At 71.7% G+C, this 26,332-nt stretch carries 24 protein-coding genes; 10 read left to right on the top strand and 14 right to left on the bottom strand.

Features of this window, described 5'->3' with window-relative positions; genetic code table 11:
* Positions 1 to 209 precede the first annotated feature (209 nt).
* Entirely contained in the window at positions 210 to 896 is a 687-nt protein-coding gene (locus tag WMI84_RS07630; RefSeq protein ID WP_347351862.1) for a hypothetical protein, read from the bottom strand.
* A gap of 170 nt (positions 897 to 1,066) precedes the next feature.
* On the opposite strand from WMI84_RS07630, the gene WMI84_RS07625 reads away from it, so the two are divergent.
* The 6 genes from WMI84_RS07625 (at position 1,067) to WMI84_RS07600 (ending at position 8,953) form a co-directional block, all read left to right on the top strand.
* A complete protein-coding gene (locus WMI84_RS07625) occupies positions 1,067 to 2,530 on the top strand; it encodes an NAD-dependent succinate-semialdehyde dehydrogenase (protein WP_347351861.1) in 1,464 nt (487 codons plus the stop codon).
* Between the two features lie 288 nt (positions 2,531 to 2,818).
* Complete coding sequence (gene dxr, locus WMI84_RS07620) at positions 2,819 to 4,021, top strand: 1-deoxy-D-xylulose-5-phosphate reductoisomerase (protein WP_347351859.1); 1,203 nt, start codon at positions 2,819 to 2,821, stop codon at positions 4,019 to 4,021.
* Between the two features lie 71 nt (positions 4,022 to 4,092).
* Complete coding sequence (locus WMI84_RS07615; protein ID WP_347351857.1) at positions 4,093 to 5,439, top strand: site-2 protease family protein; 1,347 nt, start codon at positions 4,093 to 4,095, stop codon at positions 5,437 to 5,439.
* 432 nt (positions 5,440 to 5,871) lie between these two features.
* On the top strand, positions 5,872 to 7,032 hold the full coding sequence (gene ispG / locus WMI84_RS07610) for a flavodoxin-dependent (E)-4-hydroxy-3-methylbut-2-enyl-diphosphate synthase (protein ID WP_347351855.1): 1,161 nt from the start codon (positions 5,872 to 5,874) through the stop codon (positions 7,030 to 7,032).
* Between the two features lie 89 nt (positions 7,033 to 7,121).
* The gene (locus WMI84_RS07605) at positions 7,122 to 8,012 is read left to right on the top strand and encodes a ribonuclease Z (protein WP_347351853.1); all 891 of its coding nucleotides are present in this window, start codon (positions 7,122 to 7,124) and stop codon (positions 8,010 to 8,012) included.
* A gap of 95 nt (positions 8,013 to 8,107) precedes the next feature.
* Positions 8,108 to 8,953 (top strand): GNAT family N-acetyltransferase, encoded by an 846-nt coding sequence (locus tag WMI84_RS07600; RefSeq protein ID WP_347351851.1) that lies wholly within the window; start codon positions 8,108 to 8,110, stop codon positions 8,951 to 8,953.
* 53 nt (positions 8,954 to 9,006) lie between these two features.
* Here the strand turns inward: WMI84_RS07600 and WMI84_RS07595 are convergent, their stop codons facing one another.
* From WMI84_RS07595 to WMI84_RS07580, 4 genes are all read right to left on the bottom strand, one after another.
* Positions 9,007 to 10,050 (bottom strand): zinc-binding dehydrogenase, encoded by a 1,044-nt coding sequence (locus tag WMI84_RS07595; protein ID WP_347351850.1) that lies wholly within the window; start codon positions 10,048 to 10,050, stop codon positions 9,007 to 9,009.
* A gap of 96 nt (positions 10,051 to 10,146) precedes the next feature.
* Positions 10,147 to 11,595 carry an Nramp family divalent metal transporter gene (locus WMI84_RS07590; protein WP_347351848.1) on the bottom strand — a complete coding sequence of 483 codons (1,449 nt, stop codon included), beginning with the start codon at positions 11,593 to 11,595 and terminating at the stop codon, positions 10,147 to 10,149.
* Positions 11,596 to 11,803: 208 nt separating this feature from the next.
* The gene (locus WMI84_RS07585; RefSeq protein ID WP_347351847.1) at positions 11,804 to 12,649 is read right to left on the bottom strand and encodes a GNAT family N-acetyltransferase; all 846 of its coding nucleotides are present in this window, start codon (positions 12,647 to 12,649) and stop codon (positions 11,804 to 11,806) included.
* Between the two features lie 36 nt (positions 12,650 to 12,685).
* Positions 12,686 to 13,498 (bottom strand): methyltransferase domain-containing protein, encoded by an 813-nt coding sequence (locus WMI84_RS07580; protein ID WP_347351845.1) that lies wholly within the window; start codon positions 13,496 to 13,498, stop codon positions 12,686 to 12,688.
* A 215-nt stretch (positions 13,499 to 13,713) separates the two neighbouring features.
* On the opposite strand from WMI84_RS07580, the gene WMI84_RS07575 reads away from it, so the two are divergent.
* Genes WMI84_RS07575 through WMI84_RS07565 form a run of 3 tightly spaced genes read left to right on the top strand, consistent with a single transcriptional unit; the run spans position 13,714 to position 16,987 of the window.
* Positions 13,714 to 15,480 (top strand): proline--tRNA ligase, encoded by a 1,767-nt coding sequence (locus tag WMI84_RS07575; protein WP_347351844.1) that lies wholly within the window; start codon positions 13,714 to 13,716, stop codon positions 15,478 to 15,480.
* Positions 15,477 to 16,208 carry an HAD family hydrolase gene (locus WMI84_RS07570; RefSeq protein ID WP_347351843.1) on the top strand — a complete coding sequence of 244 codons (732 nt, stop codon included), beginning with the start codon at positions 15,477 to 15,479 and terminating at the stop codon, positions 16,206 to 16,208. Before WMI84_RS07575 ends, WMI84_RS07570 begins: the two co-directional genes overlap by 4 nt.
* Positions 16,205 to 16,987 (top strand): TSUP family transporter, encoded by a 783-nt coding sequence (locus WMI84_RS07565; RefSeq protein WP_347351841.1) that lies wholly within the window; start codon positions 16,205 to 16,207, stop codon positions 16,985 to 16,987. Before WMI84_RS07570 ends, WMI84_RS07565 begins: the two co-directional genes overlap by 4 nt.
* 20 nt (positions 16,988 to 17,007) lie before the next feature.
* On the opposite strand, the gene WMI84_RS07560 is transcribed toward WMI84_RS07565, so the two are convergent.
* Genes WMI84_RS07560 through WMI84_RS07545 form a run of 4 tightly spaced genes read right to left on the bottom strand, consistent with a single transcriptional unit; the run spans position 17,008 to position 20,954 of the window.
* On the bottom strand, positions 17,008 to 17,808 hold the full coding sequence (locus tag WMI84_RS07560) for a mesaconyl-C4 CoA hydratase (protein ID WP_347351839.1): 801 nt from the start codon (positions 17,806 to 17,808) through the stop codon (positions 17,008 to 17,010).
* A complete protein-coding gene (locus WMI84_RS07555) occupies positions 17,801 to 18,625 on the bottom strand; it encodes a CoA ester lyase (RefSeq protein WP_347351838.1) in 825 nt (274 codons plus the stop codon). The genes WMI84_RS07560 and WMI84_RS07555 overlap by 8 nt, the downstream gene beginning before the upstream one ends.
* On the bottom strand, positions 18,622 to 19,782 hold the full coding sequence (locus WMI84_RS07550; protein WP_347351836.1) for an acyl-CoA dehydrogenase family protein: 1,161 nt from the start codon (positions 19,780 to 19,782) through the stop codon (positions 18,622 to 18,624). The genes WMI84_RS07555 and WMI84_RS07550 overlap by 4 nt, the downstream gene beginning before the upstream one ends.
* Entirely contained in the window at positions 19,779 to 20,954 is a 1,176-nt protein-coding gene (locus tag WMI84_RS07545; protein WP_347351834.1) for a CaiB/BaiF CoA-transferase family protein, read from the bottom strand. The genes WMI84_RS07550 and WMI84_RS07545 overlap by 4 nt, the downstream gene beginning before the upstream one ends.
* 176 nt (positions 20,955 to 21,130) lie before the next feature.
* Here WMI84_RS07545 and WMI84_RS07540 point away from each other — a divergent pair, with 176 nt between their 5' ends.
* On the top strand, positions 21,131 to 22,087 hold the full coding sequence (locus tag WMI84_RS07540) for a LysR family transcriptional regulator (RefSeq protein WP_347351832.1): 957 nt from the start codon (positions 21,131 to 21,133) through the stop codon (positions 22,085 to 22,087).
* A gap of 34 nt (positions 22,088 to 22,121) precedes the next feature.
* Here the strand turns inward: WMI84_RS07540 and WMI84_RS07535 are convergent, their stop codons facing one another.
* The 5 genes from WMI84_RS07535 to WMI84_RS07515 form a co-directional block, all read right to left on the bottom strand.
* Positions 22,122 to 22,340 (bottom strand): hypothetical protein, encoded by a 219-nt coding sequence (locus WMI84_RS07535; protein ID WP_347351830.1) that lies wholly within the window; start codon positions 22,338 to 22,340, stop codon positions 22,122 to 22,124.
* Positions 22,341 to 22,686: 346 nt separating this feature from the next.
* Positions 22,687 to 24,675, bottom strand: coding sequence for a thioredoxin domain-containing protein (locus WMI84_RS07530; RefSeq protein ID WP_347351829.1), 1,989 nt, complete (start codon positions 24,673 to 24,675; stop codon positions 22,687 to 22,689).
* A 323-nt stretch (positions 24,676 to 24,998) separates the two neighbouring features.
* Positions 24,999 to 25,430 (bottom strand): PIN domain-containing protein, encoded by a 432-nt coding sequence (locus WMI84_RS07525; RefSeq protein WP_347351827.1) that lies wholly within the window; start codon positions 25,428 to 25,430, stop codon positions 24,999 to 25,001.
* On the bottom strand, positions 25,427 to 25,648 hold the full coding sequence (locus tag WMI84_RS07520; RefSeq protein ID WP_347351826.1) for a hypothetical protein: 222 nt from the start codon (positions 25,646 to 25,648) through the stop codon (positions 25,427 to 25,429). Before WMI84_RS07520 ends, WMI84_RS07525 begins: the two co-directional genes overlap by 4 nt.
* A partial coding sequence (locus tag WMI84_RS07515; RefSeq protein ID WP_347351824.1) for a hypothetical protein occupies positions 25,645 to 26,332 on the bottom strand: 688 nt, incomplete at its 5' end. The genes WMI84_RS07515 and WMI84_RS07520, both read right to left, overlap by 4 nt.

Genomic DNA, 26,332 nt, shown 5'->3' with positions numbered 1-26,332 from the left:
CCACCTGGCCGGCGTGTGACGCCGGCGCACTCGCACGACCGCCCCCCGCTCCAACCGTGCGGTCGAGGGCGAACCCGATGGTATGCCGCCGGCCGGTGCACCGGTCGCCGGCCAGAACCGCCATCACGGACCATCATCGAAACCGGCACCCGTTCCGCGGCCGGTTCAGCACCCCTGGGTAACGCTGCACCTCGACAGGGGGCGGCTACTCAGAACCCGAAGTCGCCGCCCCCGAAGCCGCCGAAGCCCTCGAAGCCGCCGAAGCCCTCGAAGCCGGAGTCTCCTCCGGCGTCGCCGAGACCCGGATCGCTGCCGGCGCCATCGGCGGAGTCTCCGGCGGTGGCGGTGCCCGAGTCGCCTCCCGAGCCGTCGCCCCCTGAGCCGTCCTGGCCCGCGTCCGTGTCACCGGCATCCGCTGCCTCGGGTGAGGACGAATAGCCGTCGAACAGGGCGTCAGCGACAGCCGAACCGACGACGACGCCCGCGATCGTGCCGAGCATCGAGCCGGCGAACATGCCACCCATGCCCATGCCGCCCCCGAAGGAGCGCTGCAGGTAGCCCGGGCGGGACAGCTCGGCCCGGGTCGCGCTGCGCGCCAGGTCGGCGGGCTCTGTGGAGCGGGGGCGCTCGGCCTCGGGCAGGTCCTCGGTCAGCCGCTGGAGCACCATCTGGCGCTGCTCCTGGCTCAGCTGGGCGAACGCCTCGGCGTGCACTCGCTCGATGTCCTCCGGGGGCGCGGTGCGCAGCAGGTACCGGTAACGGGCGATCGCCCGTTCGTCGTCGACCGATGCCCCGCCACGCGGTGCCGGCGCCTCGTAGGGGCGCCCCACGGGTGCGGGCATCGGCGTCGGGGGGCGCTGCGGCTCACGGCCGAGCAGTCGGTCGAGGAATCCCATGACGGCTCCTGGTCTCGAGGGCGGGCGGCTCGCTCGAGCCACCCGGTCAACGGTCCCGAGGCGACGACAGTTCCAGGCGCGAGCCGCGGGCTGGGATGCCGGGGTGGCCGGGGGGTGCCGCCCGCCCCGGGTGACCCACGCGCACCGTGTGGCGGGACTAGGGTCGAAGCATGGAAAGCGTGACAGAGCAGTCAGTGATCGATTCCGTCCCCAAGGGCCTGCTGATCGGCGGCGAGTGGCGCGACGCCGACGGCGGCGGCAAGCTCGCCGTGGACGACCCGGCCACCGGGGCGGTCCTCACGTATGTGGCCGACGCGTCCCCGGCGGACGGCCGCGCGGCCCTCGACGCCGCAGCCGCCGCCCAGCACGACTGGGCGCGCACCGCACCGCGCGACCGCGCGGAGCTGCTGCGGGCGGCATACGAGCAGATCACCGCGCGGGCGGACGAGTTCGCCCTGCTGATGACGATGGAGATGGGCAAGACGCTGGCCGAGTCGCGGGGGGAGGCGGCCTACGGCGCGGAGTTCTTCCGGTGGTTCTCCGAGGAGGCCGTGCGCGTCTCCGGTCGCTGGTCGACGGCGCCGAACGGCGCGACCCGGCTGCTGACCATGAAGCAGCCCGTCGGGCCGACGCTGATGATCACGCCGTGGAACTTCCCGCTGGCGATGGGCACCCGCAAGATCGGCCCGGCCATCGCCGCGGGCTGCACGATGGTCGTCAAGCCCGCGAGCCAGACCCCCCTGAGCATGCTGGCCCTGGCCGACCTGCTGCAGGGCTGCGGGCTGCCGCCGGGGGTGCTCAACGTGGTCACGACCAGCCACAGCGGCGCCGTGATGGAGCCACTCATCCGCGACCCGCGGCTGCGCAAGCTGACGTTCACCGGCTCGACTCCGGTGGGGCGCGCCCTGATGGAGCAGGCGAGCGAGCAGATCCTCCGGGTGTCGATGGAGCTCGGCGGCAATGCGCCGTTCCTGGTCTTCGCCGACGCCGACCTCGACAAGGCCGTCGACGGGGCGATGCTGGCCAAGATGCGCAACATCGGCGAGGCGTGCACCGCGGCCAACCGGTTCTACGTCCACGAGTCGGTCGCCGCCGAGTTCTCCGAGCGGCTTGCCGCCCGGATGGGCGCCCTCCGCTGGGGCCGCGGCACCGACGAGGGCGTCGACGTCGGGCCGCTCATCGACGAGAAGTCGCGCGAGAAGGTGACCGCGCTGCTCGACGACGCCGTCGCCAAGGGAGCCCGGGTGCTGACCGGTGGGCAGCCGGTGGACGGGCCGGGCTGGTTCTTCCAGCCCACGGTGCTGTCCGGCGTGACGGCCGACGCCGACGTCAACCGGGAGGAGATCTTCGGCCCGGTCGCGCCGGTGCGCACCTTCGTCACCGACGAGGAGGCGATCCGGCTCGCCAACGACACCGAGTACGGGCTCGTGGCCTATCTGTTCACCCGCGACCTGACCCGCGCGCTCACGGTCAGCGAGGCCCTCGAGTACGGCATGGTCGGGGTGAACCAGGGCGTCGTGTCCAACCCGGCCGCCCCGTTCGGCGGCGTCAAGGCCTCCGGGGTCGGCCGCGAGGGCGGCGCCGAGGGCATCGAGGAGTACCTCGAGACCAAGTACGTCGGCATCGCGCTCTGAGGCGGCGCGCCCCGCCACGTCTGGGCCTGCGCTGACCGGCGCCGGTTCAGTGCATGCCCTATCGCGGTTGGGACGCGCTGCCCCATCGGCTCGTCGGAGCCTCATGCCCTGCTCCCCACAGCGACGCAGCGGGCCCACTGCTCCCCACAGCGGAGCAGGTGTCGAGGATCCTGACGACGGGGCCGCCGGGCAGCCGCAGGGGCGGAGCCGGAAGCGTCCGGACGCGGTCAGGACCCGTCGGGCGGTACGGGGGCCGAGCGGGCGGAGCGGGTGAGGGAGAATGCGGCGGTGAGCGCTGCGTCCACCCCGTCCCATCCCCGCCGGGTCATCCTGCTCGGCTCCACCGGCTCGATCGGCACCCAGGCGGTGGACGTCGTCCGGCGTAACCCGGATCGCTTCGAGGTCGTCGGGCTCTTGGCCGGGCACAACCTCGCCGCGCTCGCGCAGCAGGCAGTCGAGCTGCACTCGCCCGTCGTCGCCGTGGCCGACGCGAGCGAGCAGGAGCTCGCCGCAGCCATCGGTGCGGCGGCCGACCGAGCCGGCTCGGCGGCATACGACCCTGAGCTGCTGACGGGACCGCGGGCCGGCTCGACGCTCGCGGCTCGCCCCGCCGACGTCGTCCTCAACGGCATCACCGGCGCCATCGCGCTCGAGCCCACCCTCGCGGCGCTGGGCGCCGGCACCACCCTGGCCCTCGCGAACAAGGAGTCGCTCATCATCGGCGGGCCGCTCGTCAAGGCGGCAGCGGCTCCCGGCCAGATCGTGCCGGTCGACTCCGAGCACTCCGCGATCGCGCAGTGCCTGCGCGGCGGCTCGGCGGGCGAGGTGCGCCGCCTGGTCATCACCGCCAGCGGCGGGCCGTTCCGGGGGCGCAGCCGCGCCGAGCTGGAGGGGGTCACCCCGCAGCAGGCCCTCGCGCACCCGAACTTCTCGATGGGCAGGGTCATCACGACCAACTCGGCCACCCTCGTCAACAAGGGCCTCGAGGTCATCGAGGCGCACCTGCTGTTCGACGTCCCGTTCGAGCGGATCGAGGTCGTAGTGCACCCCCAGCAGATGATCCACTCGATGGTCGAGTTCGTGGACGGCTCGACGATCGCGCAGGCCGGCCCGCCGCGGATGCTCGTGCCGATCGCGCTCGGACTGACCTGGCCGGCGCGGATCCCCGACGTCGACGTACCGGTCGACTGGACGAAGGCCCAGGCCTGGGAGTTCGAGCCCCTCGACGACGACGTTTTCCCGGCCGTGGCGCTCGCCCGGCGGGTGGGGCAGGCCGGCGGCACCTGGCCGGCCGTCTACAACGCGGCCAACGAGGTGTGCGTCGACGCGTTCCATGCGGGGCGGATCGGCTTCCCCGCCATCGTGGAAACGGTTGCGACGGTCGTCGAGGCGTATGCCGCCGAGCCGCGCTCCGGGCACACCGACCTCACGCTCGACGACGTCCTGGCCGCCGACGCCTGGGCGCGTGGTGTCGCCCGCGCCCGGACCTGAGCGGGCGGATCCGCCCGGAGCGGTCCGGCCGCCCTGGTCCGTGATGTCGGACCTGATGTGACAATGGAGGCGTGCTGTTCCTCCTGGGTGTTCTCGTCGTCGCCGTCGGCGTCGCACTGAGCATCGCCCTGCACGAGATCGGGCACCTCGTGCCGGCCAAGAAGTTCGGCGTCAAGGTGACCCAGTACATGGTCGGGTTCGGTAGGACCATCTGGTCGCGGCGCCGGGGAGAGACCGAGTACGGCATCAAGATGATCCCGCTCGGGGGCTACGTCCGGATGATCGGGATGCTCCCGCCGCGCCCCGGGGACAAGCCGGGCGAGCTGCGCAGCGTGTCGACCGGGCGGTTCAGCCAGATGGCCGACCAGGCCCGCGCCGACTCCATGGAGGAGGTCCGGCCCGGGGACGAGGAGCGGGTCTTCTACCGCCTCGCGCCGTGGAAGAAGATCATCATCATGATGGGCGGGCCCCTGATGAACCTGCTCATCGCGGCGGTCTTGCTCACCGGGGTCATCACGCTCTACGGCCTGCCCCAGGTCGCCCCGAAGGTGGGGGCCCTGTCGACCTGCGTCCCGACCGCCGCCCCCACCCTGCAGGTGCCGCAGCCGTCCTGCCGACCGGGGGACCCGAAGGCGCCCAGCGTGGCCGCCGGCCTGCAGGTCGGTGACCGGTTCGTCGCGGTCGACGGCAAGCCCGTCACGAGCTGGGACCAGGTCTCCGACGCGATCCGCGACAGCCACGGCGGGAGCCTGACCTTCGTGGTGCAGCGGGACGGCACGCAACGGACCGTCGTGGTCCACCCGGCGGTCCTGGACCGCGCCACCTACGACGCGCAGGGCAACCCGGTCACCAAGGACGGCGAGCTCGCCCTGACCACGATGGGCTTCCTGGGGGTCGTCCCGGGTCAGGAGCTGGTCCGGACGCCACTGCTCGAGGCGCCGAGGTTCGTGTGGGACCGCACCTTGGACACGGCCGGGGTGCTGGTGCGCATCCCGCAGAAGATGGTCGGCATCGTGCAGGCTGCGTTCGGTTCGGGTGAGCGGGACCCGAACGGTCCCATCTCCGTGGTCGGGGTCGGCCGCATCGGCGGCGAGGTCGCCGCGATGGACATCCCGGCCGACGAGGGCGGCAACTGGCTCAAGCTGGCCCAGCTCGTCCTGCTGATCGCCTCGCTGAACCTGGCCCTGTTCGTGTTCAACCTGATCCCGCTCCTGCCGCTCGACGGCGGGCACGTCGCGGGAGCCCTGTGGGAGTGGCTCAAGAAGGGCTGGGCCAGACTGCGCCACCGGCCGGACCCGGGCTACGTCGACGTCGCCAAGGGGCTGCCGATCGCCTACGGCATGTCGATCGTGCTGATCGGCTTCTCGGTGCTGCTCATCTACGCCGACATCGTCAAGCCGATCAGCCTTTTCGGCTGACGCCGCGGGCTTCGGCGTCGGTAGGTTGGGACGATGCCGTCATCGATGAAGCGGCCCGGACGAGAGGAACACCCTCCTGCCCCTTCGCGGACGCCTCGTGATGGGCAGCGGGAGGCTGGAGACCTGAGGGTCGCAGGATCGACGACGAGCTCGGCGGGGCCCGCGCACTGGCTCCATCTGCAGCGAGCGCCACGAGCCCCGTCGGCGACATGGCGCTCGTCCGGACCGAGGCTCAGCAGATGCTGCGGGGCGGGCTGGGTGACCTGCTCGAGGCCTGTTCGGTCCTTCGCCGGGTGAGCGCAGATCGCGGACGCCGAGCCGTCGGCGGGCGGCCCCAGGGCCCGCTACTCCTTCCTCGCCGGCACGGGCCCGGACTTCCCCGTCGGGGTGACCCACGGCTGACCGCAGCAGGGCCGAGGGATAATGGACTTCATGAGCGTCTCCCTCGGCATGCCGTCGGCCCCCCAGCCGGTCCTCGCCCCACGGCGCAAGACCCGCCAGATCAGGGTCGGCAAGGTCGGTGTCGGCAGCGACTTCCCGATCTCGGTCCAGTCGATGACGACGACGAAGACGACCGACGTCGACGGCACGCTCCAGCAGATCGCCGAGCTGACCGCGGCCGGCTGCGACATCGTCCGGGTCGCCTGCCCGAGCCAGGACGACGCCGACGCCCTGCCCGCCATCGCCGGCAAGTCCCAGATCCCGGTCATCGCCGACATCCACTTCCAGCCGAAGTACGTCTTCGCCGCCATCGACGCCGGCTGCGCGGGGGTCCGGGTCAACCCGGGCAACATCCGCAAGTTCGACGACCAGGTCAAGGAGATCGCCCAGGCCGCCAAGGACGCCGGCGTCTCGATCCGCATCGGCGTCAACGCCGGCTCCCTCGACCGGAGACTGCTGGCGAAGTACGGCAAGGCCACCCCGGAGGCCCTCGTCGAGTCGGCCGTCTGGGAGGCGAGCCTCTTCGAGGAGCACGACTTCCACGACTTCAAGATCTCGGTCAAGCACAACGACCCGGTCACGATGGTCCGCGCCTACCAGCTGCTCGCCGAGCGGGGCGACTGGCCGCTGCACCTCGGCGTGACCGAGGCCGGCCCCGCCTTCCAGGGAACCATCAAGTCGGCCACCGCCTTCGCCGTCCTGCTCTCGCAGGGCATCGGCGACACCATCCGCGTCTCGCTGTCGGCCCCGCCCGTCGAGGAGGTCAAGGTCGGCAGCCAGATCCTGATGTCGCTCGGCCTGCGGCCCCGCAAGCTCGAGATCGTCTCGTGCCCCTCGTGCGGGCGTGCCCAGGTCGACGTCTACAAGCTCGCCGACGAGGTTACCGCCGGGCTCGAGGGCCTGACCGTCCCGCTTCGCGTCGCGGTCATGGGCTGCGTGGTCAACGGCCCCGGCGAGGCCCGCGAGGCCGACCTCGGCGTGGCCTCCGGCAACGGCAAGGGCCAGATCTTCGTCAAGGGCAAGGTCATCAAGACCGTCCCCGAGAGCCAGATCGTCGAGACGCTCATCGAGGAGGCCCTGCGCATCGCCGAGGAGATGGGCGAGCCGGCCGACGCCGAGCCGGTCGGGTCGCCGACCGTCTCCGTCAGCTGACGCCCGAGGCGTGGCGCGCTCCCGTTCCAGGCAGGGGTATGCCGCTGTGCCCGCTCGGGCACGGCCGGACCGGTGCGCTCCGGTCAGGCATGCGTGAGCTCGTGGTGCTCGGCACCTCGGCTGCGGTGCCGACGCGCACCCGCAACCACAACGGCTACCTGCTGCTCTGGGACGGCCAGGGTCTCCTGTTCGACCCGGGGGAGGGCACCCAGCGGCAGATGACCTACGCGGGGGTCTCGGCCCACCAGATCACCCGGATCTGCCTGACCCACCTGCACGGCGACCACTGCTACGGCCTGCCGGGGGTGCTGTCCCGGATGGCCGTCGACGGGGTGACGCACCCGGTCGACCTGCACTACCCGGCCTCCGGGGAGGCCGCCGTCCGGGCCCTGGTCGCGCTCACGCCCGGAGGGGTGGACCTGCACCTGCACCCGCACGGCTCGGCCGGTGAGGTCGCCCCGGGACTGTCCGTGCAGCCGCTGCGGCACCGGGTCGAGTGCTACGGCTATCGCCTCGAGGAACCCGACGGCCGAACCCTGCTGCCGGAGCGGCTCGCTGCGGCGGGGATCACCGGTCCTGACGTCGGCCGCCTCAGGCGGGAAGGGCGCCTGCGAGGGGTCGGGCTCGAGGAGGTGAGCGTCATACGACGTGGTCAGCGGTTCGCGTTCGTCATGGACACGGCGCCGTGTCCCGGGGCCGAGCAGCTGGCGCAGGACACCGACCTGCTCGTCACGGAGTGCACCTTCGCCGACGAGCAGGGCGCGCTGGCGGCGGCATATCTGCACCTCACGGCGGGGCAGGCGGGCCGGCTCGCGGCAGGTGGGGGCGCCCGGAGCCTGGTGCTGACCCACTTCTCGGCCCGCTACCCGGACGTCGGGGTGCTGCGCCGGCAGGCGGCGAGTCGGGCCACCGGCTGCGACGTCGCGGCGGCGGACGACCTCGACCGCTACCCGTTGCGCCGACGGCGCGCCCGGTCCTGACGGGCATCCACCGGCGGAGTGCGCGATGATGTGTCGAACGGGTGGTTCTAGCGCGTTGGGGTGACAGGTTGAGGCTGGGGCGGCAGGCTGTGGGTGTGCTCCGCCAACGTGTGCCCGTGCGGCCGCTCGGGCCCGCCGACCACGATGCCGCCCTGCGGGTCTGCGCCCGCAACCGGGCGGCCGGTGTCTTCGTCGCGGCGCGGATCGGTGAGGGTGCGTTGCGGCGACACCCGGGGTCGCTGCTGGGGCACTACCGCGACGGGTGCCTGGACGGGTTGGCCTGGGCCTCGGCCAACGTCGTGCCCGTCGGACTGGACGACGAAGGGGTGGCAGCGCTCGCGGTGCGGATCGGCAGGATGCGTCGGCTGTGCGCCTCGATCTTCGGCCCGCTCGACGAGGTCGCGGCGCTGTGGGAACGACTGGCGCCGACCTGGGGCCCGGTCCGCGCGATCCGCAGCCACCAGCCGCTGATGACCACCTCGACGCCTCCGTCGCGTCTGGGGGTCCGGGCCGACGACCAGGTCCGGCCGGCCCGGCTCGACGAGGTCGGTATCGTCCTGCCGGCCGCCGCGCACATGTTCACCGAGGAGATCGGCTACGCGCCGTACTTCGGCTCCGACCGGGGCTACCGCGCCGGCATCGCCGCGCTCATCCGCCAGGGGCACACGTTCGTGCGCGTCGAGCAGGGCGAGGTCGTCTTCAAGGCCGACGTCGGCTCGCTCGCGCTCGGCTGCGCCCAGATCCAGGGGGTCTGGGTCCACCCGGACCGGCGCGGACAGGGCCTCGCGGTCCCCGCGATGGCCGCCGTCGTCGAGCAGGTGCTGGGCGGGCCGGCCGACGAGGTGTCCCTGTACGTCAACGACTTCAACCAGCCGGCCCGGGCCACCTACGTCCGGTGCGGCTTCGAGCAGGTGGGCGAGTTCCGCACGATCCTGCTCTGACCGCCCTGCCCTGACGAGGCCCGTGCGGCGCGGGACCGGGCCCGGCCGCCCGATCAGGACAGCCGGATCATCACCTTGGACGATCCCGAGGTACGGTCCGCGGCCAGCTCGAACCCGGGCACGGCGTCATCGATCGTCACCTCGTGGGTCATCAGCGGTGAGACGTCCAGCCCGGCCGCCATGAGCTGCAGCGCATCGGAGATCTCGTCGACGAAGCGGTACGAGCCGCGGTAGTCGATCTCCCGGGTCACGATGTTGCCGAGGGCCGCGCTGACCTCGCCGGCAGGAAGGTTGCCGACCTGGACCACGACGCGGCCACGGCGCACCGCCGCGAAGACGTCACCGAGCGCCTTCGGGGCACCGGAGGCCTCGATGGCGAGGTCGACGTCAGCGGGGAGCCCGGCACCGGTGGACACGTCGACGATCTCGCCGGCCCCCATGCGCTCGCCGATGGCCAGCGCCGCCCTGGAGACGTCGGCGGCGACGACGCGACCGGCACCCCGGGCGCGGGCACAGGCGATCACCAGGGCCCCGATCGGGCCACAGCCGTTGACCAGGACCGTCATCCCGGTCAGGTCGCCGGCCCGGTTCACGGCGTGCAGCGCGACCCCCAGCGGCTCGGCCAGGGCAGCTGCCTTCGTCGTGACACCGTGCGGGAGGGCCCGGAGCTGGTCGGCTCGCACCGCCCGGAACCGGCTGAACAGGCCGGGCTCGTGCGGGCTGAACGCGGCCGAGCCGAAGTAGCGCACCTGCGGCCAGAGGTTGGTCCGTGCCGCGGTGTCGGGCGGCAGGCGGCCCGCACCCACGAGTGTGGCCGGGTGCATCGTCACGGGCGTGCCGACCGCGATGCCGCGGGCGTGCAGCGCCGCGGCTACGGCGGCTCCGGCGTGCACGACGTGGCCGGCCCCCTCGTGCCCGAGCACCAGCGGCTCCTTCAGGACCGCGGTCCCGGAGACCCCGTGCAGGTAGTAGGCCACGTCCGAGCCGCAGATCCCGCCCCACTCCATCTCGACGACGACGTTGTCGGGACCCGCGACCGGGTCGGGGACCTCGTCGACGCGCAGGTCCCTGCTGCCGTGCACCACGATCGCTTTCACTCGAGGAGCCTTCCGTTCAGGTGGGTGTGATGATGCAGGCCGGTCCGGTGCGCGCTCGTGCGAGGGCGAGCCGCTGCGTGCTCCCGGCCGGCATGGTCAGAACGAGCTGATCAGGCCCAGCACCCCGACGAGGGTGATCGCCGTCGCCGAGATGTAGAGCATGACACTGTAGAAGCGCCCGTCCCTGATGCGGGGGTCGACCTGGTTGGTGGCGAGGTAGATCGTCGAGATCGCCACGCCGATCAGGAAGATCGCGTTGAGGATGCCGGCCAGGATGACGAGCGCGAGCGGCGACTTGAGGATGGTGCCCAGCAGCCCCCACAGGATCGGCAGGACGATCATGATGATCCGCATCCACCGGTTGCGCTGGTCCTTGTCCTGCCAGTCGAACGCGCCGAAGACGGCCAGGGTGTGGCCCACCAGGCGGCCCAGACTGGGGACGTTGGCGATGATCGTCTTGAACAGCGCCAGCGCGGCCCCCACCAGGAAGACCACCGCGCCCCACCGCCCGACCGTGCTGTCGTACACCTCGGCCAGCGTCACCATGACCTCGTTGCCCTTCGGCTCGAGGCCCTGCGGGTTCAGCACCGCGGCGCCGAGGATGTAGAAGGCCGCGGTCGAGATGGTGTAGATGACCCAGGCCACCCAGGCGTCGACCTTCATCACGGAGGTCCAGCCGCGGGCCCGGCGCACCCAGTCCGCTGAGCCGTCGTTCGGCCCGGTCCAGGCGGCGTAGCCCTTCTCCACGCACCAGTAGGTGTATGCGGAGACCTCGCCGGCGCCCACCCCGGTCAGCCCGAACATCGACAGCGCGACCCCCATCGACCCGGCCGCCACCTGGAAGCGGAACCCGTCGGCCCAGTCGGAGCCGGTCCACGCATACGGGGTGGCCTGGACGATGAAGACCATCACGACCGCGAACGCGGTGATCAGGAAGACCAGCCCCGTCGAGACCGACTCGACGACCTCGTAGCGGTTCGTGATGTGGATCGCCACGACGATCGCGACCAGGATCGCGACCCAGATCCCGATGGAGGTCACCGAGTAGGGCTCCGCCCCGAACGGGAACAGCGAGGACAGCGCGAACGCGGAGGCGCTGATCACGCCGGCCTGGCTGGTCATGAACTGGACGAACATGAGCAGCACGAGCCAGGCCATCCAGCCGCGCCTGCCGATCCGGGGTGGCACGTCGTCGTACCCGCCGACCGCCACGCGGCCGACCGAGATGGACCACCGGCCGAGCTCGATCTGCACCCAGACCTTTACGAAGGTGGACACGAAGACCAGCCAGAGCAGGATGAAGCCGACCTGGGCACCCAGCGTCGTGGCGGTCAGCAGCTCACCGGAGCCGACCACCGCCGCCGAAGTGATCATGCCGGGGCCGAGGAACTTCAGCCTGCCCTTCAGGGTCGTCGGCGGCTCCTGGATCGCGCTGCCGTCCACGACGTACGGGTCCCGGTCGGGCGCCGTACCGATGGTGTGCTGCCCGTGGTGGTAGTGGTGCTCGGGCAACGCTGGGGCGCGTTGTTCCTCTTCGGCTGGCATCCATGCTCCCGGAAGGGTCTAGGTCGGCGACTGCTCAGTCCGCGGCCGACGCTACCAGCGGGTGGCAGTGCAGTCCGGTGCCGTCGGTGACGGAGTGTCGAGATCGGTTGCGGTGGTCCTGCGCAGTTCCCGCCCGGCCCCGGCCGGGTGACTCGGTTCGGCGGGCCACGAGAAGTGCGTTCGTGGTGGTTCTCGTGGTCGCGACCCTTCACTCGAAGACGAGGATGACGCCGTCGCCGACCCTGCGGTAGCCGAGCGCCCGGTAGATCCCGTTGCTGGTCGGGTTCGCCAGGTCGGTGTAGAGCAGGCACGTCTCGCCGTCGTTCATCCGCTCGTCACTGAGCGCGGCGACGACCGCGGAGGCGTAGCCCCGACCGCGCCTGGCCGGAGGCGTCCAGACGCCGGACACCCGGGTCACGCCTGCGCCCGCGACCGACGCGTAGGCCATCGATACCGGTGCGTCCCAGTCGTCCAGCCACAGGCCGAGCCGGCCGGCCTCGATGGCAGGGCGGGTCGAGGCAGGCGCCCCCGGAGTCCCGACCGCGGCGTGGAAGTCGGCCGCCCAACGGTCCGTCAGGTCGAGGTCGTCGAGGGTCGCGCGGCGATACCGCCCGGCCACCTCGAACCGGAGCCGGGGTCGCGCCGGCAGCACGTGGACGCCGAGGTCCGTCGCGGTCCGCGCCGAACCGCCCCGGACGGCCGTCCACACCGCGGCGAAGGCTTCGGCCGGCCCACGCATCCCACCGACCCCGGGCAGCGAGTCACCTTGGGCGAGAAGGAGCCGCGCCAGGGCCCGGGCCTGGTGGTCGGTCGCGTACCCGACGTGCAGCGGGTGCGGAGGAGTGTGCATGAGGGCCGCCACGGCCCGACCCCATAGGTCGCGGCCGACCCACCAGCGCGGGCTCGCGCAACGGCTCGGGTCCGTGGCCAGGGCCTCGATGGTGCTCGCGACGACACTGAGCCAGATCGGCTCCCGAGCCACGAGCGGAGCGACCAGCTCGCGGGCCTCCGCCGGCGCGGAGGTGCACGTGAACGAGCAGGAGGTGGGCGGCATACGGGACAGTGTGACCGGCACAGCCGCGGCGCGGGGTCATCCCTGCGGGGTCATTCTCGCGACGATCTCGCCGTGCGTCATCGCGAACCACGCGTCCGGATGACGGGACCACTCGAGCCAGGCCTCGCTGATGCGCCGCAGGTCGTCGTGGTCGGCCAGCCCGTGCCGGAGGGCCTGGGTCGCGAAGCCCGACTCGAGCGCCCGCCGCGCCCAGCCCGCTCCCCACCAGGCGCATTGCTCAGGGGTCGTGTAGCTCCAGGTCGAGGCGGTGCTCGTGACCTCGGCGAGTCCCGCCGCGTGGGCCCAGGCGGTGAGCCGCCGTCCCGCGTTCGGCTCGGCGTGGTTGGCGCGCGCCGCCCGCTGGTAGACGGCCATCCAGCGGGTCAGGCCGGGCAGCTCGGGGTACCAGACCATCGACCCGTAGTCGGCGTCGCGAGCGGCGACGATCCCGCCGGGGCGGGCCACGCGGGCCATCTCGCGCAGCGCGGCCACCGGATCGCTGAGGTGCTGGAGTACCTGGTGGGCGTGCACCACGTCGAAGACGCCGGTCTGCCAAGGCAGCCCGAGGACATCGGCCACCTCGAAGGTGGTCCGTGCATCCCCGCGGCGAGCCGCGGCCCGGCGGGCCTCGATCAGGGGCGCCTCGGCGGCATCGATGCCGGTGACGGTCCCCGGTGCGACCACCGCCGCGAGGTCGAGGGTGACCGTTCCCGGCCCGCACCCCACGTCGAGCAGGACGTCGCCCCGCCGCAGGTGGGGCAGCAGGTATGCCGCCGAGTCGGCTGCCGTCCGTGTCCCGTGCGCGGCGAGGACGCTGGGTTGGTGCCCGTGCAGGTAGACCTCGCCCATGGGTCGACGGTAGGTGTCGACGCCCGTCCGGCGAGGGCGGGTCCGGATCGTGGCCCGCTCGAGCAGCAGTACTGCACTGTCGATACGGACTGTCGCACTGTCGATGCCGACTGCTGCACTCTCGGTCGGAGGGAGCGGCAGCGACGTACGGAACGGCAGCGACATCCGGCAGATATCCTGCGGGGGTTCGCCCCCATGCATCCGAAGGAGTCCCGGTGGCCCTGCACATGTCGTCCCTGTTCCTGCGCACCCTGCGCGAGGACCCGGCGGACGCCGAGGTCCCGAGCCACAAGCTGCTCGTGCGCGCCGGCTACGTGCGGCGGGTCAGCCCCGGCGTCTACGCGTGGCTGCCGCTCGGCCTGAAGGTGCTGCGCAACGTCGAGCGCGTCGTCCGCGAGGAGATGGACGCGACCGGCGCGCAGGAGCTGATCTTCCCGGCGCTGCTGCCCCGCGAGCCCTACGAGGCGACCGGCCGGTGGACCGAGTACGGCGACAACCTGTTCCGCCTGAAGGACCGCAAGGGCGCCGACCACCTGCTCGGGCCGACCCACGAGGAGCTGTTCACCCTCACCGTCAAGGACCTGTTCAGCTCCTACAAGGACCTGCCGATCAGCCTCTACCAGATCCAGACCAAGTACCGCGACGAGGCCCGCCCGCGGGCCGGCGTGCTGCGCGGCCGCGAGTTCGTCATGAAGGACTCCTACAGCTTCGACCTCGACGCCGCCGGCCTCGAGAAGTCCTACCAGGCCCACCGCGACGCCTACGTCAAGATCTTCGACCGGCTCGGGTTCGACTACGTCATCGTCCAGGCGATGTCGGGCGCCATGGGCGGGTCCAAGAGCGAGGAGTTCCTCGCCACCGCGGAGGTCGGCGAGGACACCTACGTGCGCTGCACGAGCTGTGGGTATGCCGCCAACGTCGAGGCGGTGCGGGTGCCCGCTCCCGGCCCGGTGCCGTTCGCCGACGCGCCGGCCGCGCACGTCGAGGACACCCCTGACACCCCGACGATCGAGACGCTCGTCGACCTGCTCAACGCCCGCTTCCCACGGGCCGACCGCGCGTGGGCGGCGGCCGACACGCTCAAGAACGTCGTGGTCATGCTCGTGCACCCCGACGGGGCCCGCGAGCCGCTCGCCATCGGCGTCCCCGGCGACCGCGAGGTCGACGAGAAGCGCCTCGAGGCGCAGGTCGCCCCGGCCGAGATCGCGCCCTTCGAGGCGGCCGACTTCGCGGCCAACCCGGCGCTGGTCAAGGGCTACATCGGCCCGGGCGCCCTGGGCCTGGACGGCACGTCGGGCATCCGCTACCTGCTCGACCCGCGTGTCGCCGAGGGCACCCGCTGGGTCACCGGCGCCAACCAGCCGGGCCACCACGTGCTCGACCTCGTCGCCGGGCGCGACTTCACCGCCGACGGCACGATCGAGGCCGCCGAGGTGCATGCCGGCGACCCGTGCCCGGCATGCGACGGCACGCTCGAGAGCGCCCGCGGCATCGAGATGGGCCACGTCTTCCAGCTCGGCACGAAGTACGCCGAGGCCCTCGACCTGAAGGTCCTCGACCAGAACGGCAAGCTGGTCACGGTCACCATGGGCTCCTACGGTGTCGGCGTCTCCCGCGCCGTCGCCGCGGTCGTCGAGGGCAACCACGACGAGGCCGGGATCGTCTGGCCGCGCGAGCTGGCCCCGGCCGACGTGCACGTCGTCGCGGCCGGCAAGGGGCCCGACGTGCTCGCCGCCGCGGAACAGCTGGCGGTCGGCCTGGAGGAGCGCGGCCTGACCTGCATCGTCGACGACCGCACGGCGGTCAGCCCGGGCGTGAAGTTCAAGGACTCCGAGCTGATCGGCGTGCCGACCATCGTCGTGGTCGGCAAGGGGCTGGCCAGGGGCGTCGTCGAGGTCAAGGACCGCCGCAGCGGCGAGCGCCGCGAGGTGCCCGTCGGGTCTGCCGTCGCCGAGGTGCTGGCGGAGGTCGGCCGGACGTGACCGCCGCACCCGTGCGTGCCGTGCTCTTCGACTGGGGCGGCACGATCACGCCCTGGCACGAGGTCGACCTGCGTGCCCAGTGGACCGCGTTCGCCGACGGGGTGGGCACGCTCGCCTGCGCCCGTGACGACCTCGCCGGCAGGTTGTATGCCGCCGAGGACGCCGCCTGGGAACGTGGCCGCTCGCTCGGCGTGAGCGCCCGGTTGCCCGAGATCCTCGAGTCCTGCGGGCTGCCCCCAGGTCACCCGCTGACGCAGGCCGGCACAGCGGCATACCGCGCCTTCTGGGAGCCACACACGATCACCCATCCCGCGGTCGCGCCACTCTGGGAGGCGTTGCACACGCAGGGGCTGCGGGTCGGGGTCGTGTCCAACACGATCTGGGACCGGACCTACCACCGGTCGATCTTCGAACGGGACGGCGTGCTCGACCTCATCGACGCCGAGGTCTACTCGAGCGAGACACCGTGGGTCAAACCGCGTGCCGAGATCTTCGCGCACGCCGCGCAGACCTGCGGCGTCACGCCGCAGGAGTGCGTCTTCGTCGGCGACCGGTCCTACGAGGACGTCCACGGTCCGCAGCAGGTCGGGATGCGCGCGATCTGGGTGCCGCACTCGCGGATCCCGGTCGAGCAGCAGGTCTCGCACGAGGCGAGCCCGGACGCGGTCGCCCACGAGCTTCCCGACGTGGCTGCCATCGTCGCGGCGTGGAACCTCACCGCGCGATGAGCGACCCGACCGTCACGACCCTGCTCTTCCTCGCGCTCGCCGCCTTCGCCGCCGGATGGATCGACGCCGTCGTCGGCGGCGGCGGCCTGATCCAGCTGCCTGCGCTGCTGGTCGCGCTGCCCGGTGCCAGCCCGGCCCAGCTGCTCGCGACGAACAAGTTCGGCGGCATCTTCGGGACGGCGACCAGCGCGGTCACCTATGCCCGGCGGGTGCGGCCCGACCTGCGCACCGCGCTGCCGATGGCCGCAGTGGCGTACCTCGGCTCCGTCGGTGGTGCGCTCATCGGGCTGCACATCCCCAAGTCGCTGTTCAACCCGATCATCCTGGTGCTGCTCGTCGTCGTCGGCGCCTACACGCTGCTCAAGCCCGATCTCGGCCGTGAGACGGTCCGGCGCTTCCAGGGCGCGAAGCACACTGTGCTCGCGATGGCCACCGGGTTCGTCATCGGGGTCTACGACGGGGCGCTCGGGCCCGGGACCGGCTCGTTCCTCGTGTTCGCGCTCGTCGGGCTGCTCGGCTACGCCTTCCTCGAGGCGAGCGCCAAGGCCAAGATCGCCAACTTCGCGACCAACCTCGGCGCCCTCACGCTGTTCGCGCCGATGGGGCTGGTCCTGGTCAAGGTCGGGGTCGTCATCGCGGCCGCGAACCTGCTCGGTGGTTACACCGGCGCCCGGACCGCGGTCGCCAAGGGGAGCGGGTTCGTCCGGGCCGTCTTCGTGGTCATCGTGTTCGCCTTCATCGTCAGGATCGCAGGCGGCCTGGCCGGCTGGTGGGCCTGAGGGACAGGGACGCCCGCGACTCACGCAGGCGCCACCCGGCTGCCTGCCGTGCGGCGGCCGTCCGCCGTGCGTACCTCGGCGCCTGCGCTCACCCCCTCGGACGAGGCGAGCACGTGCATCGTCTGCGGGCCGATCATGGGTGACACGAGGCGGTACTCCAGTCGTCGCCCCAGCAGGTCGACTCCGTTGCGTCGCAGGAGCTCTCCCATCATGAGGGCCTGGAGGGGACCGTGCACGACGAGGTCGTCGTAGCCTTCGTGCCGGCACCACTGGCGGTCGTAGTGGATGCGGTGACCGTTGTAGGTCAGTGCCGAGAAGCGGAAGAGCAACGCCTCGTCGACATCCAGGGCGAGGTGGGCCTCGCGGCCGCTCGGCAGGCCCTCGTCTCCGTTGCTCGTCAGGGAGCTCTGGCTGGGCCCCCGGTAGACCAGGTCGTTCTCGTCGACGACGGCGATCCGGCCGTCCTGCGCATACTCGTGACGGACGGTCAGGAAGGTCAGGGGACCCGTCCGGCCCTGCTTCGCCACGCGGCCGACGACCCGGGTGGTGCGGGTCGCCGGGCCGTGGTGCAGCAGGTACCTCGTCTCGACGCGGCCTCCTGCGAACATCCGGCGCAGCCCGGGGCCCGGGGGAGCCGGGATCCCTGAGGTGGCATGCCCATCGGGACCGAGGTCGCGGGTTGCAGGGTGCTCGAGCAGGTAGCAGGTGTGCCACATGGGCGGCACCTCGTGACCCGCCGGTGGGTCGATATCGAGCAGGGCGGCGAGAGCCTCCGCTGGCTCGGCGGTGATGACGGCCGATCGGACGACCTGCTCACTCATGAACGCTCCCTTCTACCGAGGCGAGGATCCGCCGGGCTCGTTCGAGGACCGGCGCGTCGACCATCTGGCCGTCGAGGACCGTGACGCCCTCGACCGCACCGGCGGTCAGGACGCGCTGCGCCCAGTCGATCTCGCTCGGGGCCGGTCGGAACGCGGCGAGCACCGGTGCGACCTGGCCGGGGTGGATGCAGAGCTTGCCCCGCATGCCGAGGGAGCGCGCGTCGGTGGCCTCGCGGCCGGCGAGCCCGGGATCGGTCACGGTCGGGGTGACCGAGTCGATCGGCCCCCGAAGGCCGGCGGCCCGGCTGGCCAGGACGAGCTGGCGCCGCACGAGGTCTGCCGTCCCCGGGTCCTCGCTCTCGAGGTCGACGGCGAGGTCGAGAGCTCCGAACGCGAGGCGGACCACGCCGGGCGCCGCGGCGAGCTGGGCCGCTCGGACCACCCCGCGTGCGGTCTCGACCAGCGCGATCACCGGGACCCCGGCTGCTCGGTGGACCGCGGTCAGCACCTCGGCGTCGTCGGCCATCGGCAGGACGACCGCCACCACCCCTTCGGTCTCGCGCAGCGCCGCCAGGTCCGCCCGGTGCCATCGGGTGCCGGCCGCGTTGATCCGGACGCACGCGCGAGAACCCGCGGCCAGCCAGGAGGCCACCTCCTGCCGTGCCCCGTCCTTGTCCGCCGGTGCGACGGCGTCCTCGAGGTCGAGGATGACCAGATCCGCCCCGGCGCGGGCCGCCTTGTCGAACCGGTCGGGCCGGTTGCCGGGGACGAAGAGCAGGGCGCGCGCTCCGGCGGCCGTGCCGAGATAGTCGGTCATGGGGCCACCGTCCCACGCTTGACGAGCTGACGCGCGATCACGCCCCGCTGGATCTCGTTGGTGCCTTCGCCGACGATCATGAGCGGTGCGTCGCGGAAGTAGCGCTCGACGTCGAACTCGGTCGAGTAGCCGTAGCCGCCATGGATCCGGATCGCGTCCAGCGCGACCTCCATGGCGGTCTCGGATGCGAAGAGCTTGGCCATGCCGGCCTCCAGGTCTGCCCGGTCCGCGGACTCGGCACGCCGGGCTGCGTACTGGGTCAGCTGACGCGCCGCCTCGAGCTTGGTCGCCATGTCGGCAAGGTAGTTGCCGATCGACTGGTGCTTCCAGATCGGCCGGCCGAAGCTCTCGCGCTGCTGCGCGTACTCCAACGCGTCCTCGAGGGCCGCACGCCCCACGCCGAGCGAGCGGGCGGCCACCTGGAGGCGGCCCACCTCGAGGCCGCTCATCATCTGGGCGAAGCCGCGGCCCTCGACGCCGCCGAGCAGCTGCCCCGCCTCGACGCGCATGTCCGCGAACGAGAGCTCGCACGTCTCGACGCCCTTGTAGCCGAGCTTCGGCAGGTCCCGAGAGACCGTGAAGCCCTCACCCTTCTCGCACAGCAGGATGCTGATCCCCTTGTGCGCGGGGCTGGCCGACGGGTCCGTCTTGCACAGCAGCGCGACGAGCCCGGACCGGCGTGCGTTCGTGATCCACATCTTGGAGCCGTTGACGACGTAGTGCTCGCCGTCCTTGATCGCCGTCGTGCGCATGGCCTGCAGGTCCGACCCGCCGCCGGGCTCGGTGAGCGCCATCGTGGCCCGCAGCTCGCCGGTCGCCATCCGCGGCAGGTACCGGTCCTTCTGCTCGTCGGTGCCGAAGGCCTGGATCAGCTTGGCGACGACGGTGTGACCGCCCATCGCACCAGCCAGGCTCATCCAGCCCCGGGCGAGCTCCTCGGTGACCAGGACGTAGCACGGCAGGCTCACCTTGGCCTCGCCCCAGGGCTCGCCGATGCCCAGCCCGAAGATCCCCATCTGCTTCATCTGCTCGATGAGCTCCTCCGGGTAGGTGTTGCTGTGCTCGAGCTCGCGCACGACCGGCCGGACCTCGTGGGTCACCCAGTCCCGAACCAGCTTGACGATCGAGACTTCCTCGGCGGTCAGGTGGTCCATCATGATTCGTCTCCTTGTCCACTGTTGTCTGCTTGTCGGGCGTCGAGCTCGGCGCGGATCGAGGCGTTGTGCTGCCCGAGTGCGGGGACCGGTCCCATGACCGGCTCCTGCCCCGCCAGGGTGGCCGGCGGCAGGAGGGCTCGCACCGGTCCACCCGGGGTGTGGACCTGACGCCACCTCCTGCGGGCGGCGAGCTGCGGATGCTCCGCGAACTGATGCATCGTGCGCAGCTGCGCGTTCGCGATGCCGGCCTCGTCGAGCCGGTGCAGGCACTGCGCGGCCGTGAGGCCCGCGAACCGGCCCTCGATCTGCCCGGTGAGAGCGTCGCGGTTGGCCACTCGGCGGCTGTTCGACGAGAACCGCTCGTCGCTCGCAAGGTCCTCGTCCCGCAGGACGTCCCTGCAGAAGGTGCGCCATTCGCGCTCGTTCTGCAGGCCGAGGAAGACCTGCTCACCTCCGCCACAGCGGAACGGGCCGTATGGCGCGATCGCCGCGTGCGAGGCACCCGTCCGGGCCGGCTCGGTCCCGCCGTGGACCGCGTAGTACATCGGGAAGCCCATCCACTCGCCGAGCGCCTCGAGCATCGAGACCGAGACCTCGGCCCCCTCGCCGGTGTGCTCGCGCTGGAGCAGCGCGGTGAGGATGCCGGTGTAGCAGTACATCCCGGCGGCGATGTCCGCAGCGGAGATGCCGACCTTGGAGGGCTGTTCCGGCGTGCCGGTGATCGACACGAGTCCGGTCTCGCACTGCACGAGCAGGTCGTAGGCCTTCTTGTCCTTCATCGGTCCGTCGTCGCCGTACCCCGAGATCGAGGCGTGCACGAGCCGGGGGTTGGTGGCGCGCAGCGCCTTCGCCGACAGGCCCAGTCGGCTGGCCGCCCCCGGCGCGAGGTTCTGGACGAAGACGTCGGCACTCTCGATGAGGCGGCGCAGCAGCGCGAGGTCGTCCGCGTCCTTGAGGTCGAGCTCGATGGACTCCTTGGACCGGTTGAGCCAGACGAAGTGACTGGCGAGCCCGTGCACCGTCTCGTCGTAGCCGCGAGCGAAGTCTCCGACGCCGGGTCGCTCCACCTTGATGACCCGAGCGCCGAGGTCGGCGAGCTGGCGGGTCGCGAACGGCGCGGCGACCGCCTGCTCGATGCTGACAACGGTCACTCCGTCGAGGGGCAGGTGCATCGCGTGCCTTTCGTTGTTCACCTCAGGGTGTGGGTTTGCATGAGCGGAGGTCTTCCTACGTCGTTGTCGGATGCCCCCTCATGATGAGTACTGATGATTCGTCGTGTCGAATAAGCATTTCTGATATAGAGATTTCAGGCTCGTATGGCTGAGCTGAACCGTGACCGGAGGAATCCATGGACCTCAAACAGCTCACGGCGGTGGTGGCCGTCGCCGAGGTCGGCAGTGTCACCAGGGCCGCGCAGCTGCTCCACCTCGTCCAGCCGGCGGTCACCCGGCAGATCCGGCTGCTCGAGCATGAGCTCGGCGTGCCGCTGTTCGAGCGGACCCGGCAGGGCATGGTGCCGACGGAGGCAGGGGAGCGGCTCGTCGGCCATGCGAGACGGGCGCTCGGCGAGCTCGAACGCGCCCGTGCCGAGATTCGGTCCGACGCGGCCGAGGTGAGCGGCATCGTGACGCTCGGCGTGCTGGAGAGCGTCATGGACCTGATCGTCGAGCCCCTCGTCCGGGCCGTGACGCACCGCTGGCCCGGCGTGCAGCTGCGCATCCTGACGGCCTACTCCGGCCACCTGCAGCAGTGGCTCGACGACGGCGAGGTGGATCTGTCGCTGCTCTACAACCTGACCGACACGCCCTCTCTGGCCGTCCTGCCGCTGCTCGACGAGTCCCTGTGGGCCGTTGCCCCGCCCAGCGCGCGGCTCGACCCGAGCGAGGCGATCCCGTGGACGAGGCTGCTCGCGCAGCCGCTGGTCCTGCCGGTCGCCGGGCACGGGCTGCGCGTCCTCGTCGACCGAGCGCGTTCCGGGGTCGAGGTGGTCCCGACGGTCGCTCTCGAGACGAACTCGATGCACCTGCAGAAGCAGCTCGTGCTCGCCGGCTACGGTTGGACGGTCCTGCCCGCGGCCGGGGTCGGTGCCGATGTGGTCAGCGGGGTCCTCAGCGCGGCCCCCCTCACCGAGCCCGAGACGACACGCTCGATCGTCCTGGGGCTGCCGCGCGGTCGCCGCTCGCGAGCGGTCGAGGCGGTCGCCGCCGAGCTGGCACGCCTGGTCGGGGGCTTGGTCCACTCCGGTGGGTGGCCCTCGGCGCGGCTGCACCCATCCCTGGCGGGATCGGCCAAGCCGACCGCGTAGACGCGACCGGCCCGGCCGCCTGGCTAGACCGAAGTCACGAGACGCTGAGGTGCCGTCGCGCCCGGTGCCCGGAAGCCCGGTGCCCGCCGACGAGCCTTCTCAGCTCGTCGCGCCGGGCCAGCAGGGCCCGCAGTCCCTCGTCGTGCTCGGCCTCGGCCGGACCCATCATGCCGCGGGTCCGTCGGATGCCCTCCTCGACCCTCGCCAGCTCGTTGACCAAGTGCCGCATCGGCCTGACGTCAGTTCTGTCCATGGTGTGTCGCCCCGTTCAGCTGGTGTGCCACCGCCAGCCCCCTGACTCAGGGGTTTGGTATACCCACTTCGACCGAGAGAACGCTGGGCCCGGGCTCGGAGATCCATCCCGGTGCCCCATCCCGTCGGGTCCGTCCCGGTCAGGTCCATCCCGGTGACGGAGCCGCACGGCGGGCCCACGTTCTGTACCGGCCAGCGTGTCACGTCCTGTCGGCGACACGCCAGCCCGCACCGAGCGTGGATTGTCCGGATCGAGGGTGGGGTAGTTCCGATCGACGGTACAGGGCTCCGTCCGACGCGTGGTGGGTGGTCGGCAGTGTCACGGGTCACGCGCCGCCAGCGCCGCCTCACCCCGGGCGGGCCACGCCGAGGACGCGGGCCAGCGTCGCCGCGTCCGTCACCGGCGAGTCGCACACGAACCCACGGCACACGTATGCCGCCGAGCCCCCGGCGACGAGCGGACGCCCGGCCAGCAGCGGGATGCCGGGGCTGTCCGGTGCCCCTGCGGCGCTGACGAGTCCCGGGCTGGTGCTGGCCAGCGCGAGCGCGTGCATCCGGGTGGCGAGGTCGTCGGTGCCCACGACCGCGACCTCGAGCGGTCCGGCGGCCAGCGCCTCGGCGACCGCCAGGGTCCACCCGGCGAACCGTGGGTCACGCGAGACGAGCCCTCCACCCGCTTCGACGGCGCGACGACCGGCCTCGAGGTGCGCGCTGCTCCCGGCGAGGGCGCCATACGTCACGAGCGCGCCGGCAAGGGCGGACTGGCCGGACGGCTCGGCGTTGTCGCCCGCAGACCGGGGCCGCAGGTAGAGCGGTTCGGCGTCCGCGGCGGTGTCGTGGAACCCGCCGTCGTCGGCGGCGAAGCGTGCCAGTGCGCCATCGAGCAGCTCTCCGGCCGCCTCGAACCAGCGGACCTCGCCCGTGGCCTGGTGCAGCGCGAGCAACCCCTCGGCGAGGTTGCCGTAGTCGTCGGCGACCCCGCCCGCGTCGCTGACCCGCCCGGCGAGCGAGGAGCGGCGCAGCCGTCCGTCGACGACATGACGGCCGAGCACGAGGTCCGCGCAGTCCCGCGCTGCCGCCACCCAGTCCGCTCGGCCGAGCAGGGTGCCCGCTTCGGCGAGGGCGGCGACGGCCAGCCCGTTCCAGGACGTCACGACCTTGTCGTCGCGCGTCGGCTGTGGGCGCGCGTCCCGAGCCTGCTTGAGGCGGGCGCGGACCGTCCGGAACCACTCGGGGTCGGCCGGGTCGGCGAGCCGGCGCAGCGTCGAGGCGCCGCCCTCGAAGGTGCCCGTGACGGTCACCCCGAGCAGCTCGGCCGCCGCGAGGCCGTCCACACTGCCGAGTGCCGCGACGAGCTGGGCCGGGGTCCACACGTAGGTCAGCCCCTCGTGGCCTTGGGTATCGGCGTCGAGGGAGGCCGCGAAGCCGCCCTCGCCGGTGCGCAGGTCGGTCAGGAGGAACGTCGCCGTCTCGTCCACGACCCGCAGGGCGAGCGCCGAGCCGGTCGCCTTCCACCAGTGCAGGTAGACCCGTAGCAGGAGCGCATTGTCGTAGAGCATCTTCTCGAAGTGGGGCACGACCCAGCCGGCATCGACGGCGTAACGGGCGAAGCCGCCGCCGAGCTGGTCGTAGATGCCGCCCCGGGCCATCGCCTCGAGGGTCCTGGCCGCCATCTCGAGAGCCATCGAGCTGCCGGTCCGGGCGTGGTGACGCAGCAGGAACTCGAGCACCATCGACGGTGGGAACTTCGGTGCCGCGCCGAACCCGGCGTTCCGGTCGTCGAACGCCGTGGCGAGCCCCGCGACCGCCGTCGCGAGGACGGGTCCGTCGACGCGGGCGGCGCCAGGCGCCGTCGTCGCCGCGGCCAGCGAGGAGGCGATGTGCGTGCCGCTGGCCCGGACCTCGGCCTCTCGGGTGCGCCACGCGTCGTCGATCGCGGCGAGCAGGCGCAGGAACTGCTCGCGCGGGAGGTAGGTGCCGCAGAAGAAGGGATCGCCCTCCGGGGTGAGGAAGCACGTCATCGGCCAGCCACCGCTGCCCGTCGTAGCCATCGTCGCGGCCATGTACACCGCGTCGATGTCCGGACGCTCCTCCCGGTCGACCTTGACCGGGACGAACCGCTCGTTGAGCACCGCCGCGACGGTGTCGTCCTCGAAGGACTCGTGCGCCATGACATGGCACCAGTGGCAGGCGGCGTACCCGACGGAGAGCAAGATTGGTGCATCACGGCGCCTGGCTTCCTCGAACGCTTCGGGTCCCCACTCCCACCAATCCACGGGATTACCTGCATGTTGTTGGAGATAGGGGCTCGTCGCGCTAGCGAGGCGGTTAGCCATTCCTGTGACTCCTAACGAGTGGCACGTGCATCATTCACTCCTTGAGTGATGCACGAGGGTGATGCATTACGGATCTGCGCATCTGCGTCGGGCTTCTCCGCGGGCCCGGTGTCACCAGCCTAGGAGGCGGTCTCGTGGCCACACGCCCTCAACCGAAGCTGCTCGCGCAGGGCAGGCTGCGCAGGACCGGCCACGCTGGGGCTGAATGTTTACGCGACGGGAGACGGGAGCTGCTCAACTGCGTGAGTACTCGCGCCATACCGCGAAGACCTGGTCAATCGTGGTGGTCGACGAAGGCATCCAAGGCGAGCCTGGCACGTAGCTCAGGAAATGCCCTCTGGCAGCAGCGTGAACGACGACATGTGGTTCGGGCGCACGACCCGGAAGTGGCGGTGATCCAACGTCGCGATCTCGCCAACACCAAGACGCTCGGCGAGCGCGATCACCGAAGCGTCGGTTGTACCGAGAGGCAGGTCGTCGTAGCGACTGACCAGCTCAGCGATGCGGGCGGCGTCGGACTGCGTGAGATCGACCAACTCGAAACTCCCGTTGGCGATCGACTCGAGAAACGCCACCTCGGCGAAGGTCCCCACCTTGGCCTCCAGCATGTAGCCGACCTCAGCCATGACGGTCGGGGGCAACAACAGCCGCCGCCCCGCCAGCCGAAGTCCGGTGAACAACTCGACGCAGGCGTGATGGTCCGCGTCCTTGCGGTCGGCCGCGGCAAAGATCGGGCCGGTGTCACAGATGATCACGACCGGCGAGCGCCGAATCCCTCGGCCAAGATCTCGTCGACGCGACGCGCGTTGTCGGTGCGGCGGTCCTTGGACTCACCGATGCCGAAGAACCTAGGCGGCCACTCCCTGACAGGGTGCTTCGCGGTCAACCGACGCACGTCCGCGAGCACGACCTCGACCTGATCGTCGGGCAGGCCCTCGATCAGGTTGATCAGCTCATCGCGGTTCGCGGTCATACAAGCGAGTGTAGGCCCGAGGGCCGACGCCAAGCGGCCCCTCGCCGACCGATCGGGCACCTGCCAGATGGCTGGGGCGAACGACGGCCGGTCAAGATGTCGGCCTGTTCGACCATGCGGTCGATGCCACCGTAGGCGTCGATGACGACCTGGTCGCGTACAGCGACCGTGACGCCGCTGGTATCGACCCGTCCGATCCCGCTCACGCCGTCGAACGGAATCAGGGTGACGCGCATCCCGAACGAGCCCGGCTCCATGCGCACGAGGCCGGCGGCTTCGGCTGCGCGCACAACGTCCTTGACGTAGCGGACGGGCCACGCCTCGCCTGCGCTCGACCGATAGAAGTTCGCCCCGGCATTGTCCGTCAACGCGTAGTCGATGCCGGCTGCCCCAAGCGATGCAGCGACCTCATCCGCGGACAGTCCAGCATCCCGGTTCTCTGCGTGTTGGGCAGAGAGGGCGAGGTGGCGGTGGCGAGTCGGTTGCTGTCCATGCCACCGCCGTGTCACGCGCCCTCGCGCCGGCAGCGGGAGCAGGCGGGCGGCACGAAGCCGGGTGGGCGGCATACCGCCGTCCTTCAGGCGCAGCCCGCCAGGGGTCCCGAGGGTCAGTCGTTCATCGCCTTGATGATGACGACCGCGAGGCTCACCCGGTTCCGGCCGGGCGGAGCTTGGGCCGCCGCGT

The organism is Intrasporangium sp. (assembly GCF_039812505.1).
In the GTDB taxonomy this organism is placed as follows: Bacteria; Actinomycetota; Actinomycetes; order Actinomycetales; family Dermatophilaceae; genus Intrasporangium_A.
This window is presented reverse-complemented; position numbering and strand designations above follow the sequence as displayed.

Excerpts from the sequence above, each read along its gene's own strand:
- WMI84_RS07630 (WP_347351862.1), bottom strand. The coding sequence starts at position 896 with ATGGGATTCCTCGACCGACTGCTCGGCCGTGAGCCGCAGCGCCCCCCG.
- WMI84_RS07625 (WP_347351861.1), top strand. The coding sequence starts at position 1,067 with ATGGAAAGCGTGACAGAGCAGTCAGTGATCGATTCCGTCCCCAAGGGC.
- ispG (WP_347351855.1), top strand. The coding sequence starts at position 5,872 with ATGAGCGTCTCCCTCGGCATGCCGTCGGCCCCCCAGCCGGTCCTCGCC.
- WMI84_RS07605 (WP_347351853.1), top strand. The coding sequence starts at position 7,122 with ATGCGTGAGCTCGTGGTGCTCGGCACCTCGGCTGCGGTGCCGACGCGC.
- WMI84_RS07590 (WP_347351848.1), bottom strand. The coding sequence starts at position 11,595 with ATGCCAGCCGAAGAGGAACAACGCGCCCCAGCGTTGCCCGAGCACCAC.
- WMI84_RS07585 (WP_347351847.1), bottom strand. The coding sequence starts at position 12,649 with ATGCCGCCCACCTCCTGCTCGTTCACGTGCACCTCCGCGCCGGCGGAG.
- WMI84_RS07580 (WP_347351845.1), bottom strand. The coding sequence starts at position 13,498 with ATGGGCGAGGTCTACCTGCACGGGCACCAACCCAGCGTCCTCGCCGCG.
- WMI84_RS07565 (WP_347351841.1), top strand. The coding sequence starts at position 16,205 with ATGAGCGACCCGACCGTCACGACCCTGCTCTTCCTCGCGCTCGCCGCC.
- WMI84_RS07560 (WP_347351839.1), bottom strand. The coding sequence starts at position 17,808 with ATGAGTGAGCAGGTCGTCCGATCGGCCGTCATCACCGCCGAGCCAGCG.
- WMI84_RS07555 (WP_347351838.1), bottom strand. The coding sequence starts at position 18,625 with ATGACCGACTATCTCGGCACGGCCGCCGGAGCGCGCGCCCTGCTCTTC.
- WMI84_RS07550 (WP_347351836.1), bottom strand. The coding sequence starts at position 19,782 with ATGATGGACCACCTGACCGCCGAGGAAGTCTCGATCGTCAAGCTGGTT.
- WMI84_RS07545 (WP_347351834.1), bottom strand. The coding sequence starts at position 20,954 with ATGCACCTGCCCCTCGACGGAGTGACCGTTGTCAGCATCGAGCAGGCG.
- WMI84_RS07540 (WP_347351832.1), top strand. The coding sequence starts at position 21,131 with ATGGACCTCAAACAGCTCACGGCGGTGGTGGCCGTCGCCGAGGTCGGC.
- WMI84_RS07535 (WP_347351830.1), bottom strand. The coding sequence starts at position 22,340 with ATGGACAGAACTGACGTCAGGCCGATGCGGCACTTGGTCAACGAGCTG.
- WMI84_RS07530 (WP_347351829.1), bottom strand. The coding sequence starts at position 24,675 with ATGGCTAACCGCCTCGCTAGCGCGACGAGCCCCTATCTCCAACAACAT.
- WMI84_RS07520 (WP_347351826.1), bottom strand. The coding sequence starts at position 25,648 with ATGACCGCGAACCGCGATGAGCTGATCAACCTGATCGAGGGCCTGCCC.